This window comes from Pseudomonas sp. ES4, assembly GCF_050586665.1.
GTDB classification, from domain to species: Bacteria; Pseudomonadota; Gammaproteobacteria; order Pseudomonadales; family Pseudomonadaceae; genus Aquipseudomonas; species Aquipseudomonas frederiksbergensis.
Window position 1 is genome coordinate 25,222 of sequence record NZ_JBOBDO010000019.1, and the last position, 12,681, is coordinate 37,902.

The following is a 12,681-nucleotide window of genomic DNA, read 5'->3' on the forward strand; positions in this document are numbered from 1 at the left end:
GTAGGGTTATTCATAACTGGAGTGAGGCATTTCCACGCAGGTGCGGTTATGGCCGGCTTGCTTGGCCCGGTACATCGCATGATCCGTTCTCGACAGCAGCGTGTGCAAGGTGTCATCGGCCTGCGGGGAGGCAGGCCGATGCTCACGGTCAGCTGGCAGGTATTCTAATGGCTCTGCCGGGAAATAACTGCTCGATGTGCGGGGCGAACGATCGTTCACACGTCCCTGAGTCGATCGTTCCCACGCTCTGCGTGGGAAAGCCGCCCGGGACGCTCCGCGTCCCTTATTGCGCGAGGTAACGCCGCCATCCGCCTAAATGGCTGATATTGACTCCCCCCTCCAACCCATACGCTTCACAAATAAACCCACTCTCCCAACGCCCATCTGCCAATTGCACCTTGCCCAACCCCAACGGTGCCGGAATTCCGGTCAGAAAAGAACCCAGCTCACAGCTTGGCAATTCCCACACTTCCACCGCAATCGCCACACCCCCGTCCTTCACGCGAACCATCCCGGGACGGAACGGCGGGCCGCCGGCCAGGGCATACAGTTGATAGTCCGGCGAACTGAACGTCGTCTCGACCAGTCGAGCTCCGCGCTGCTTCAATTGCCAATTCAGCGCCAGCCCATCCAGATGCGCACCACACACCACCAATCGCGCCCGGTCGTGACGTGCGACAGACGACGGAACCGGTGTCGCCAAACCTAGCTGGCGCTGCAACGCATCCGCTACACCCAACAAATACTGATCAGTAAACGCCCGCCCGAACAACGTCACGCCCCACGGCAAACCATTGCCCATGAACCCGCTGGGCACGGCGACGGCGGCGTAATCGAGCAGGTTCATGAAGTTGGTGTAGTAGCCCAGTTCCGAATTGCGTAGCACCGGCTCGGCGTCCAGTTCTGCCAGCGTGACGGGGCGGCCAATGGTGGGTGTGAGCACGCAGTCGAGATCGTCCAGCGCCTTGTCGCACAGCGCTTTCAGCGCTTGCAGCCGGTACTGGGCGCGGAAGGTTTGCACGCCGTTCACCGCTGGCGCCTTGGCCAGCACCGCGCGAATCACCGGCAGTACGGCTTCAGGATTTTGCTCCATCAATTCGCCGGCGACGCTGTAGCGCTCGGCCACCCAGGGGCCTTCATAGAGCAAGCGCGCCGCTTCGAGGAACGGCGACAAATCCAGTTCCACGGCTTCACCGCCCAAGGCTTTGAGTTGATCGATGGCATCACCGAACAACAACGGGCCTTCAGGGCAGCCGAAGAAGGCCAGATCCTGAGCACGGGGCACGCCGAAGCGGAAGGGGCGAGGCGCACCAAACGCCGAGCCGTCATTCCACAACGGATTGCTGCGGCTGTATTCATCGCGGGGATCAAGGTGCGCAGTAAGCGCGAGCAACTGACTGGCTTCCCGAGCCGTCGCGGTGAACGTGGTCACGCAATCGAGGGTGCGGCAGGCCGGCACCACACCGGCCGTGGAGATCAACCCTTTGCTGGCTTTCAACCCCACCAGATTGTTCAGCGCAGCCGGCACACGCCCGGAGCCTGCCGTGTCCGTACCCAGGGAAAAGCTCGCCACGCCGAGCGCCACCGCCAGTGAAGACCCGGCGCTGGAGCCGCCCGACGGATACTCCGGCAACACGCTGTTCGGGCATGCGCCGTAGGGTGAGCGACTGCCATTTAGCCCCGTGGCGAATTGATCAAGATTGGTCTTGCCCAACGGAATCGCCCCCAGTGCCAGCAACTGCTCGACGATGGTCGCCGAACGCTCCGGCACGTAGGCAAATGCAGGGCACGCCGCGGTCGTCGGAATGCCCGCCAGGTCGATGTTGTCCTTGATCGCGAATGGCACGCCGAACAGCGGCAAACTGTCGAGGTCGCGACCGTCGAGTGCGGCGAGGTACGGTTCCAGTTCTTCAACACTGAGCAAGTGGATGAACAGGTGATAATCCGGGTTCAGCGCCGCGGCTTTATCGCGCAGGCTCAGCAGCAGTTCACGGGGCGTGATGTTGCCGATGCGATAAGCGCTGCGCAGGGCGTCGAGTTGCAGATTGATGTTCATCGCGTTAATCCTTTTCAAAGTGGGTTCACTCAAGTTCCAGCACCACGACGCGCTGTCCGGCGCGCACGGCCGAACCCGGCTGCACGCGAATCTCGCGTACCACTCCGGCCACGGGCGCGAGCAGCGGGATTTCCATCTTCATCGACTCCAGAATCACCAGCACATCACCCGCGGCGACCCGGCTACCGGTTTCAACCTGAACCTGCCAAAGGTTGCCGGCGATGTGGCTGTCGACGCTCTGTTGATCGCTGGCCAGCGGCGCGTCGTCGGTGATTTCCGGTACCAGTTCTTCACTGTCGTAATGCGCCTGACCGCTGGCGATCCAGCGCTCGCGCTCGGCGTTGAACGCACCTTTTTGCTGGTCGCGAAACGCGGCAATGCTCTCGGCTTCCTTCGTCAGGAAGGCTTGGTAATCCGCCAGATTCAGCTGACTGTGCTCGATGTTCAGATCGAAGCGCCCGAGGGGGAAATCCCGTCGAATGCGCAGCAGTTCATCGGCACTGACCGGGTAGAAACGGATCTGATCGAAGAAGCGCAGCAGCCACGGTTTGCCATCGAATGCGGCGACCTCGCGATAGCGATTCCACATCTGCAACGTGCGGCCGACGAACTGATAACCGCCAGGGCCTTCCATGCCGTAGACGCACATGTAGGCGCCACCGATACCCACCGAGTTTTCCGCGGTCCAAGTGCGCGCCGGGTTGTATTTGGTGGTCACCAAACGATGCCGCGGGTCGAGCGGCGTGGCCACCGGCGCACCGAGGTAGACGTCGCCCAGGCCCATCACCAGGTAGCTGGCGTCGAACACCGTGCGCTGCACTTCGTCGAGGTTCGGCAGGTCATTGATGCGGCGGATGAACTCCAGATTGCTCGGGCACCACGGGGCGTCCTTGCGCACGGTGGTCATGTATTTTTCGATCGCCAACTGGCAGGCCGGGTCGTCCCAGGACAGCGGCAGATGGACGATGCGCGAGGGCACTTGCAGGTCCTTGGCGGCGCACACGGCGTCCCACTCGCCAGCGACGATGCCGAGCAGATCGGCCAGCGGCAGTTGTTCGGGCTGGTAGTGCACTTGCAGCGAGCGGATGCCGGGAGTGAGGTCGATGACGCCGTGCAGGTTTTGGCTTTCCAGGGCTTGCATCAGTGCGTGGGCGCGGAAGCGCAGGACCAGGTCCAACTCAGGTGCGCCGATTTCCAAAAGCAAATGTGTGTCGCCGGACAGTCTCGCCACCAGCCGCGTATCGTCCTGACCCAAATCCAACACCACAGGCGACACAACTCCCTGTAGGAGTGAGCCTGCTCGCGATAGCGGTGTGTCAGTTACATCAATGTTGGCTGTACTGCCGCCATCGCGAGCAGGCTCACTCCTACAGGGGGAATTCCATTTCAGGGCGAGGGTGCGGGCGGTCTTCAGGTCGACCGGGAGGAACTGAACCTTGTCCCCAGCCTTGAGTTGCCCAAGCTGCCAAAGATCCGCCTCGATCACCGTCACCGGGCAGACAAACCCGCCGAGGCTAGGGCCGTCGGGACCGAGGATGACCGGCATGTCCCCGGTGAAATCCACCGCACCAATGGCGTACGGATTGTCATGGATGTTTGACGGATGCAGACCCGCCTCACCACCATCAGCACGTACCCATTCAGGCTTCGGCCCGATCAGCCGCACGCCGGTACGGCTGGAGTTGAAATGCACTTCCCACTGGGTGGCGAAGAAGGTGCCCATGTAGTTTTCGGTGAAATATTCCGGTGCACCGTGAGGGCCGTAGATCACCCGAATTTGCCGCACGGCGGGCAACTCGCTGACCTGTTCTTCAGGCAGTTGAAGACCGCTGCTGCGATCGCTCAAAGCAAGCACATGCAACACGTCCCCGGCTCGCAACGCACGACCGCCATGCCCACCAAATTGACCGAGGGTGAAGGTGCTTTTGCTGCCCAGATAATCCGGTACTTGCAGGCCACCGCGCAGGCACAGATAGCTGCGCGCGCCCGCACCGGCAATCGTACCCAGGCTCAACGTAGCGCCCGCCGGTACCAGCAACGCCGTGTTCATCGGCACCACATCACCATTAAGGGTGAGTGGAATCACGGCCCCGGTCACCGCCACCACCGCGTCGCAATTGAAGCGCAGCAGCGGCCCGCTCATGGTGATTTCCAGCGCAGCGGCGCCTTCGTCGTTACCCAGCAAAAGGTTGCCCAGGCGCAACGCGCGACTGTCCATCGGCCCTGACGGTGGCACGCCCACGGCCCAGTAACCGAGACGGCCGGGATAGTCCTGAACGCTGGTTTGAGTGCCGGCGCTGAGCACTTCAAACGTGTTGGCCTGATAGACCAAACTTTCCAGGCAACGGGTCCACGGCTGGCCGCTGGCGAAGGGCGCATCGAGCAGAATCTGCCGCAAGTAATCGCGGTTGGTTTCCACGCCGTAGAGCAGGCTGTCGCCCAGCGCCTGATGCAGATCGGCAGCGGCTTCTTCGCGGGTCGGCGCCCAACTGATGACCTTGGCGATCATCGGATCGAAGTATGGTGGGATCTCGCAACCGGCCTCGACCCAGGTGTCGATGCGCAGGTGTTTGCCATCGGCGGCAGGGAAGTTCACGGCGGTCAGCAAGCCTGGACTTGGCTGAAAATCCCGGCCCGGATCTTCGGCGTAAAGCCGTGCCTGAATTGCATGGCCGCAGGCTTTCAAGCCTTGGCTCAACGTGCTCAACGGTGGCAAATCCCCCGCCGCCAGTTCGACCATCCAGCGCACCAGGTCCACGCCCCAGACTTGCTCGGTGACGCCGTGCTCCACCTGCAAACGGGTGTTCACTTCGAGAAAGTAGAAACGCTGAGCCTCGCTGTCGAAGACGAATTCGACGGTGCCGGCGCTGCGGTAATTCACCGCTTTCGCCAGTTTGATCGCCGCCGCGCAGAGCTCTTCGGCCATGCCCTCGGGGAGGTTCGGTGCCGGGGTTTCTTCGAGGACTTTCTGGTTGCGCCGCTGCACCGAGCAGTCGCGCACGCCGAGGGCAATGACTTCGCCCTGGCCGTCGCCGAACACCTGGACTTCCAGATGTCGGGCGCGCTGGATGTACTTTTCGATGAACACCCCGGCGTCGCTGAAGTTGTTCTGGCCCAGGCGCTTGACGGCTTCAAAGGACTCGCTCAACTCGGCCGCACTGCGACACGCGCGCATGCCGATGCCGCCACCGCCGGCGGTGCTTTTGAGCATCACCGGGTAGCCGACCTGTTCGCCAGCCATCAGCGCCGCGTCGAGGCTGTCGAGCAATTCGGTACCTTCGAGCATCGGCACGCCGTGTCGTTTGGCCAAGGCGCGGGCGGTGTGCTTGAGGCCGAACACGCGCAGCTGCTCGGGCGTCGGGCCGATGAAGGCGATGTTGGCGGCTTCGCACGCTTCGGCGAACGCGGCGTTTTCCGAGAGAAAACCGTAGCCGGGATGGATCGCCGTGGCGCCGGTGGATTTGGCGATGGCGAGGATTTTTTCGACGGCCAGATAGGTGCCGGCGGCTGCGCCTTCACCGAGGCTGTGGGCTTCGTCGGCTTGCAGAATGTGCAAACTGGCGGCATCGGCTTCGGAGTAGACGGCAACGCCCTGGACCTGCAACTCACGCAAGGTGCGCAGGATGCGACAGGCAATGGCGCCACGGTTGGCAATCAGGACTTTTTCGAACATGGCATAACCCCTGGAGGCGATAGCGCATCAGCCTCGACTTGGGATGCGGGCCGTCCCGCAGTTTTTCGATAAGCGCCGAGGTCGTCCCCGACGGCAAAAACAGTTCACTCAAAAACACCACCGAACCCCTGTGGGAGTGAGCCTGCTCGCGATAGCGGAGTGTCAGTCGACATTTATGGTGAATGTGCTGACGCTATCGCGAGCAGGCTCGCTCCCACATTGGATTTAGGGTGTTCTTATTGTTTGAGGCACTGGCCTGAACGGGCCTGGCACAGGGCAAACAACCATCGACGCAACCGCGCTAATTTCAGTTCCATACCAGCAGCTCCGCAGGGGTGGGGTTGTAGGCGTTGCACGGGTTGTTCAATTGCGGGCAATTGGAGATCAGCACGATCACGTCCATCTCGGCCCGCAGGTCGACGTATTTGCCCGGCGCCGAAATGCCGTCTTCAAACGTCAGCCCGCCATCCGCCGTGACCGGCACGTTCATGAAGAAGTTGATGTTCGGTCCGATGTCGCCCTTGCCCAATCGCCCGTCGTGGATGCAGGCCCGCAGGTAGTTGTCGCGGCAGCTGTGCATGTAGCGTTTCTCCAACGCATAACGCACGGTGTTGCTCTCTTGCGCGCAAGCGCCGCCGAGGGTGTCGTGACGGCCGCAGGTGTCGGCGACGATGGTCAGCATCGGTTTGCCGAGGTTGGAATAGAGCACGCTGCCGGTGCTCAGGTAGACGCTGTTCTGTCGGCGCAAGGTGCGTTGCACGTCGTAGCGCTCCTTTGGATTGGCGACGCTGTAGAACAAAGTGTCGACCGCCTGGTTGCCTTCCAGGTCGAGGATGCGCAAGGTCTGGCCGGCCTTGACCTCCATCAGCCATGGTTCCCCGGCGGGGATGGTGGCGCGGTAGATCGCGGTTTCGGGAAGCTGTTGAGCAGTAGCGATTGCGAGTGACATGGCAGCGATCCTCAGGCGAACAGACGGTCGGTGTTGATGAAGCCGCGCTCGTTTTCCGGGCGCGAGGTGCGGCAGTGTTCGGCGACGCTGGCGTCAGCGTTCATCCAGCTGAGTTTCAGCGGTTTCGGCGCGTATTCAGGTGAAGGGTCCATCGGATGTTGCAGCGCGGTGAGCACCACCAGCGTGTCCATCGGCGCATACAACTCGATGTAGTCGCCGGCCCTGGAATGGCCTTCGACGAAGTGGAAATGTCCGGCCTCATCGACATTCACGCGGCTGAACAAGTTAAGCGTCATCAGCAAATCGGACAGGCCCAACCCCCACTTGCCCAATTCCACCAACAGGTTGTCGGTGCCGTTGCGGAAGAAGCCGTTGCGCAGTTCCTGATAGCGCCCCGCGCCGTATTTTTCCGCGACCTCTTCAGCGCAGAGCACACCGCCGAGGCTGTCGCTCCAGCCGCAGGTGTCAGCGGTAATGGCGGCCAGCACGCGGCCCATGTCCGAATACAGGCAATGGCCGGTGGTGAGCTTGGCGGTGTGTTGGCATTTGAGGCTGTCGGGCAGGTTCAGGCGTTCGGTTTTTTCGTTGGCGTTGAGCAGTGTCAGGCTGACGTTGGCACCGCCACGCAGGTCGGTCAGGCGCAGCAGTTGGCCGCGTTTCAGGACGAAGGAGCGATGGCCGCCGCCGGGGAGCATTTCTTCGGCGAAGGGCGGGAACAGTTGGGTCGAATCAGTCATATGAAAAGTCCTCTTAAGCGGTACGAAGCGTGCCTGCCAGGTCAGCCGGCAAGGCGTCGACGGCGGCGCGATGGGCGCGGCGGTCGCTGTTCAAAGGGATGTCGTAAGTGATGCGCGCGCCATAGGCGCCGGGGGCGTGCGGGTCGAGACGGACCTTGTCGAACACCAACAGGCGAGTGCCGAGGCTGAAGCCTTCGGACAGGTCATGGGTGACCATGAACACCGTCAATTGCGTCTCGCGCCACAGCTCCAGCAGCAAAGCGTGCATGTCCTTGCGGATGCCCGGATCGAGGGCACCGAACGGTTCGTCGAGCAGCAATACCCGAGGTTTCATGATCAGCGCCTGGGCAATCGCCAGTCGTTGTTGCATGCCACCGGAGAGTTGGGCTGGGTACTTGTCCAGCGAATGGCCGAGGCCGACTTTGTGCAGCAGCACTGAGGCTTGTTCGCGAGCGTCTTTTTTAGCGCTGCCGAACAACCGCCCGAGCAGCGGCGAGCGCGGCAGTTCGAGGCCCAGGGCGACGTTGTCCAGCACCGTTAAATGCGGGAACACCGAGTAGCGCTGGAACACCACGCCACGACTGGCATCTGGCTCGCCGGCCAAGGCCTGGCCATCCAACAAAATCTCGCCGCGACTGGCGCGTTCCTGGCCCAGCAATAGCCGCAGGAAGGTCGACTTGCCGCAACCCGACGCACCGACCAAGGTGCAGAATTCACCTTCGTTGACGTTCAGGTTCAGCCCTTCGAGCACCACCTGATCGGCGTATTGCTGCCAGACATTTTTCACTGTGATGAAGCTCATGCGCGGGCCCCCTCATACCAAGGGAACGCCCGTTGGGTCAGGCGTTTCAGGCCCCAATCCATCAGCCAGGCGAGCAGGGTGATCCACACCACGTAGGGCAAAATCACATCCATCGCCAAGTAGCGGCGCACCAGGAAAATCCGGTAGCCGAGGCCGTCGGTGGAGGCGATGGCTTCGGCGGCGATCAGGAACAACCACGCCGAGCCAAGCATCAGCCGCAGCGAGATCAACAAACGTGGCAACAGTTGCGGCAGCACCACGCGCAGCATCAGCGTCCAGGTCGAAGCGCCGAGGGTCTGGGCCTTGATCAGCAGCTCGACGGGAATTTCCCGGGCGCGTTGCTCCAGATCACGGGCCAGGCACGGGGTGATGCCGATCACGATCAGCATCACTTTCGACAACTCCCCCAAGCCGAACACGATGAACAGAATCGGCAGAATCGCCAGCGGCGGCACCATCGACAGCACTGTCAGTAACGGCGACAACGGCGCGCCAAACAGTGGCAGCGTACCGGCGGCGATGCCCAGGCACAGCCCGGCCAGCGCGCTGATGCCAAGGCCGATGGCCAGGCGCCGCAGGCTGGAGGCGGTGTCTTGCCAAAGTAAATAGTCGCCAGTGCGGGAGTCGGCGGTGAACGCCAGGCGTTTCACCGCGTCGGTCATTTGCACGGCGCTCGGCAGCAGCTTGTCATTGGGGTTGTCCGTCAGCCGCTCAGCCGAGCCCATGAAGTAGGCGAACAGCACCAGGGCGAACGGCAGGATCACCAACAGCAGGCGACTCGGGCGATCCGGGTGGCGATTGATCAGGCGCATGGCCAGGTCCTCCTGATTACAGCTTCGCGTCGGCGGCCATCTGCACGTAGGTCGGGTCGAAGCGCAGCTTGAGGTTGGTCTTGTCGCCGCTGGTCACGCCGTTGGCGAAGGCCATGCCGACTGCGCTGGTGTCCTTGGCGCCTTCACCGAGCAAGCCGTGCTGGAACGAAAACTCGGCGACTTTGCGCATGGTTTCCGGCAATTGCTTGCTGGTGGTGAACGCCAGGGCTTCTTTGGGGGTGGCGAACAGTTTGGTGGTGTCCAGTTGCGACTGGAAGCCGGCCAGATCGGTGCCCGAGGCTTTGGCCATGTGTTCGAGGGCGGCTTTGCTGGCGGCGTTTTTCGCGTTCATCAACTCGACCACTTCGAACCAGGCGCCGGTCAGGGCTTTGCCCAGGGCCGGGTTGTCTTTGAGGGTGGCGCTGTTGACCACCATCATGTCCATGATTTCGCCGGGGATCTGACTGGAGTTGAACACTTCGGTCACCGCAGGCTTGGCCTTGATGTCCGAAAGCATCGGGTTCCAGGTGGTGACGGCGTTGACCTGATCGGTGTTGAAGGCCGCCGAGATGTCGGCGTCGGAGGTGTTGACCACTTTCAGGTCTTTCTCGGTGAGATCAACCGAATCCAGCGCCCGGGCCAGCAGGTAGTGGGAAACCGAGAGTTCCACCAGATTGACGTCCATACCTTTGAGGTCGGTGACTTTCTTGCCGTCACCCTTGAGCACAATGCCGTCGTTGCCGTTGGAGAAGTCGCTGACGATCAGCGCGGTGCTGTCGACGCCACCGGCCGCCGGAATGGTCAGCGCATCCATGTTGGTCATGGTGCAGCCATCGAACTGGCCGGCGGTGTATTGGTTGATGGATTCGACGTAGTCATTGAGCTGCACCACATCAATCTTGATGCCGTACTTCTTCGCCCATTTGTCGACGATGCCTTGGCTGCCCGCATATTCCCACGGCATCCAACCGGCGTAGATGGTCCAGCAGACGCTGAAGTGGTCTTTCTGTGCGGCCTGGGACGAGACGCTCACGAAGGCTGCGAAAGCAGCGGCGAGCAGGGCGGGTAAACGAAGCTTGAGCATGGGTGGTTCTCCAGTTGATCAAGGGCGGGCAGGAGTCAACGCGGCACCGTGAACGGTGGCTTGTCTCCCGGGCTTTTATCCCGCCGTGTAACCTCAACTGGAGGTCGCCAACTCTCGGACCAGCCACTCGCCTTAGCGAGCCGGAACCCTAGTCAGCCATTGCAAATTGTGGTGCTGCGAACCTGTGATGACTCCTGCACGTCTTTGTTAAAGCGAGAGCCGTGCCAACTCCGCTCGAGCGCTCTAGCGTGGGCGTTTACGCAATTGGCGCGCTCGCAAGAGGTGGCGGCGTTGCCTTGTGATGGTGCATGGGTGCACCGCAATGGATCGGGCCGGCCGCTGATCTGAAGGTCCAGGCGGTTCGGCACTCGGCGCAGTGTTGCCAGTCAAAACAGGTGTCAGCCGGCGTGTTCCGGCTGTGGTCTTTCAGGAGGCCGCCATGTTTCGTCGACTGTTGTTCGGTGTTGTACTCGGTCTGGGATTGTCCGGCTGCTACTACTACTCCGGGGGCTACGATGTGTATTCCGCGCCTTATTACTATCCCGGCTATTCGCCCTATCCCTACTATTACGGCCCGCGCCACTACCACGGCCCGCGCTTTTATGGTGGCTATCGTTACTACTATTGGGGTGGGCATTCGCCACGTCATTACCGAGGTGGATATCGTGGTGGCCACCATTAATCAGCGGATGAATGGATGAAAAACCTTTCATCGGTGACTTGTTTCAATCTGTTTCGCGAACGCACCAGATTTGGAAAACGATGTCTGATCTTTCGACAGTCACCGAATAATTGACTGTCGCCTGCCAGCGTCGCTGGTGTGGCTCACTCGCGGTCCAGGAGGCCGCCATGTATCTGCGAATTCTTCTGATTGCTGTATTGGGATTGTCTCTTGGTGCATGCGTGCCCTATTCCGTTGGAGGAGCCAGCTATTACCGTTCCGAGGTCTATACCTCGCCAGCCTATTATTCCGGTGGCGGGCCTTACTACTCAGGCGGCGGCGGTTACTACACGCAACCTCGCCGGTACTACGCACCGCCAGCGCGGTATTACCAGCCAACGCCGCGGTATTACCATCAGCCGCGGGTTTATCAACCGGCACCACGCTATTACCAGTCGTCGCCACGAGCCGATTACCGGGCTCATCAGAATCGCGGCTGGGATGGCCATAACCGTGGCGGTTGGGATGGCCGCAACCGCGGTGGACGGAGCAACGACTATCGCGGACATGGCGGACGCGACAACCGTGGTGGACGAGGCGACCACAACAGTCGCGGCGAGCACAATGGACGAGGCGGCCACCGTTAAACACTCATAAAAAAGCGGCGCACAAAGCGCCGCTTTTTTATGCCCGGATTTCAGTATTCCTACAGATCGGCCAGAGGATGCCGGCCTTCCCAGGCCTTGTGGAAATGCGCTTCTACCACTGCATCCGGCAGGGTATTGATGTCTGGCCAGTGCCAATGGGGTTTTTGATCCTTGTCGATCAACCGTGCGCGCACCCCTTCGCTGAACTCAGGATGACGGCAGCAGTTGAGGCTCATGGTGTATTCCATCTGAAAGACCTGCGCCAGCGACATGTGCCGGGCGCGGGCGATCTGCTCCCACACCAGATGCGCGGTCAGGGGTGAGCCTTCGCTCATGGTTTTCGCGGCACGGCTGAGCAGCAGATCGGTGCAGTCACGCAACTGGCTGATGGCCTTCCAGGCGCAGCGCACGTCACTGACATCCAGCAGCTCATCGATCTGTTGGCGACGTGGCAGCCACTGGGCTTCGGGCATTTGCGCGATGGCTTCCTGCTGCAAGGCCTTGAGCAGGCTGTTCAGCTGCATTGGCGTCTGTTCCTGCCAATTCAACTGCAGCAGGCCTTCCATCAGATCTTCCTGTTGTTCATCGAGCAGAAAACGGTCGGCCAGGTCGAGATCGATCGCATCGCGACCGTTCATATGGGCGCCGGTCAGGCCGAGAAACAATCCGAGCTTGCCGGGCAGCCGCGACAGGAACCAGCTGGCCCCGACATCCGGGTACAAACCGATACTGATCTCCGGCATCGCCATGCGGGTGCTCGGCGTGACAATCCGGATGCCCGCCCCTTGCAACAGCCCCATGCCGCCGCCGAGCACATAGCCATGCCCCCAGCAGATCAGCGGTTTAGGATAGGTGTGCAGATTGAAGTCCAGGCGATATTCCGCCGCAAAGAAAAGCGCGGCCAGCGGCGGCACCTCGCCGGGATGGGCACGACAGGCTTCCACCAGGCTGCGGACTTCGCCGCCGGCGCAAAAGGCTTTGGTACCTTTGCCGCGCAGTACGACGCAGACGATTTGTGGCTCTTTGGCCCAGACGTCCAGTTGATCGCGCAAGGCGTTGATCATCGGCAAGGACAAGGCATTCAGGGACTTTTCGGCATCCAGGCTGGCGACTCCGATGCGTGCGCCGTCGGTGCCAGTGAGTTCTTCGAAGTGCAGATTCATCGTGACCTCGATCAGGAATTTGAGCGTTCAGTATGATCGTTATGTAGGAAAGTGCCGGATCTGCGTCAGATCAATTGACAAGCGTGATGGGCTTTCC

The 12,681-nt window shown here is 61.3% G+C and carries 10 protein-coding genes, 1 pseudogene and 1 riboswitch; of the genes and pseudogenes, 2 read left to right on the forward strand and 9 right to left on the reverse strand.

What is annotated here, in order from left to right:
• Nucleotides 1-6: 6 nt before the first annotated feature.
• The 8 genes and pseudogenes from ACQ4OB_RS19930 to ACQ4OB_RS19965 form a co-directional block, all read right to left on the reverse strand.
• A pseudogene (locus ACQ4OB_RS19930) lies at nt 7-155 on the reverse strand (GGDEF domain-containing protein); the annotation flags it as partial.
• Nucleotides 156-283: 128 nt separating this feature from the next.
• Nucleotides 284-2,056 carry an allophanate hydrolase gene (gene atzF, locus ACQ4OB_RS19935; RefSeq protein WP_102615519.1) on the reverse strand — a complete coding sequence of 591 codons (1,773 nt, stop codon included), beginning with the start codon at nt 2,054-2,056 and terminating at the stop codon, nt 284-286.
• A 25-nt stretch (nt 2,057-2,081) separates the two neighbouring features.
• Complete coding sequence (gene uca, locus ACQ4OB_RS19940) at nt 2,082-5,729, reverse strand: urea carboxylase (protein ID WP_430956307.1); 3,648 nt, start codon at nt 5,727-5,729, stop codon at nt 2,082-2,084.
• 307 nt (nt 5,730-6,036) lie between these two features.
• Nucleotides 6,037-6,678, reverse strand: coding sequence for an urea amidolyase associated protein UAAP2 (locus ACQ4OB_RS19945; RefSeq protein ID WP_074874259.1), 642 nt, complete (start codon nt 6,676-6,678; stop codon nt 6,037-6,039).
• 11 nt (nt 6,679-6,689) lie between these two features.
• Nucleotides 6,690-7,415: an urea amidolyase associated protein UAAP1 gene (locus tag ACQ4OB_RS19950; protein WP_074874260.1), complete on the reverse strand. Its 726-nt coding sequence runs from the start codon at nt 7,413-7,415 to the stop codon at nt 6,690-6,692.
• Nucleotides 7,416-7,428: 13 nt separating this feature from the next.
• Nucleotides 7,429-8,217 carry an ABC transporter ATP-binding protein gene (locus ACQ4OB_RS19955; RefSeq protein WP_076030052.1) on the reverse strand — a complete coding sequence of 263 codons (789 nt, stop codon included), beginning with the start codon at nt 8,215-8,217 and terminating at the stop codon, nt 7,429-7,431.
• Nucleotides 8,214-9,029, reverse strand: a complete 816-nt coding sequence (locus ACQ4OB_RS19960) for an ABC transporter permease (protein ID WP_074874262.1) — start codon at nt 9,027-9,029, stop codon at nt 8,214-8,216. Before ACQ4OB_RS19960 ends, ACQ4OB_RS19955 begins: the two co-directional genes overlap by 4 nt.
• 16 nt (nt 9,030-9,045) lie before the next feature.
• A complete protein-coding gene (locus tag ACQ4OB_RS19965; RefSeq protein ID WP_076030053.1) occupies nt 9,046-10,113 on the reverse strand; it encodes a putative urea ABC transporter substrate-binding protein in 1,068 nt (355 codons plus the stop codon).
• A 62-nt stretch (nt 10,114-10,175) separates the two neighbouring features.
• Nucleotides 10,176-10,276, reverse strand: a riboswitch (guanidine-I (ykkC/yxkD leader).
• 276 nt (nt 10,277-10,552) lie between these two features.
• On the opposite strand from ACQ4OB_RS19965, the gene ACQ4OB_RS19970 reads away from it, so the two are divergent.
• Together ACQ4OB_RS19970 and ACQ4OB_RS19975 are read left to right on the forward strand one after the other, a co-directional pair.
• Nucleotides 10,553-10,795: a hypothetical protein gene (locus tag ACQ4OB_RS19970; protein WP_074874264.1), complete on the forward strand. Its 243-nt coding sequence runs from the start codon at nt 10,553-10,555 to the stop codon at nt 10,793-10,795.
• Between the two features lie 167 nt (nt 10,796-10,962).
• Entirely contained in the window at nt 10,963-11,421 is a 459-nt protein-coding gene (locus tag ACQ4OB_RS19975; protein ID WP_430956308.1) for a hypothetical protein, read from the forward strand.
• 59 nt (nt 11,422-11,480) lie between these two features.
• Here the strand turns inward: ACQ4OB_RS19975 and ACQ4OB_RS19980 are convergent, their stop codons facing one another.
• Nucleotides 11,481-12,584 carry an enoyl-CoA hydratase/isomerase family protein gene (locus tag ACQ4OB_RS19980; RefSeq protein WP_430956309.1) on the reverse strand — a complete coding sequence of 368 codons (1,104 nt, stop codon included), beginning with the start codon at nt 12,582-12,584 and terminating at the stop codon, nt 11,481-11,483.
• Between the last annotated feature and the right edge of the window lie 97 nt (nt 12,585-12,681).